This window comes from Bacillus sp. SIMBA_154 (genome assembly GCF_046536015.1).
Taxonomy (GTDB): Bacteria; Bacillota; Bacilli; order Bacillales; family Bacillaceae; genus Bacillus; species Bacillus pumilus_P.
In genome coordinates, this window is the sequence record NZ_JAWJBV010000335.1 from 1 (window position 1) to 265 (window position 265).

At 43.0% G+C, this 265-nt stretch carries 1 protein-coding gene; it reads right to left on the reverse strand.

Annotation, left to right across the window (positions count from 1 at the left end):
- A partial coding sequence (locus tag R0K30_RS22275) for an aminotransferase class I/II-fold pyridoxal phosphate-dependent enzyme (protein WP_410613055.1) occupies positions 1–265 on the reverse strand: 265 nt, incomplete at both ends.

Genomic DNA, 265 nt, shown 5'->3' on the forward strand with positions numbered 1-265 from the left:
GTCGAATAAGTGTAATCGCGGTTAAACTGCAACATGTAATCAATAAATTCACTTGAACCTAATACACACGCCCCGCTACTTGCTACCGCTTTACCAAAGGTGATCACTAAAATATCTGGTAAATTATCTGCCGCTATAAGTGGCTCACAGCTTCCCAAACCCGATTTACCCTGTACGCCAAAGCCATGCGCATCGTCTATCATTAACCAGGCGTTATGTGCTTTAGCTAAACTCAGTAACTCGATTAAAGGTGCTTGGTCACCAT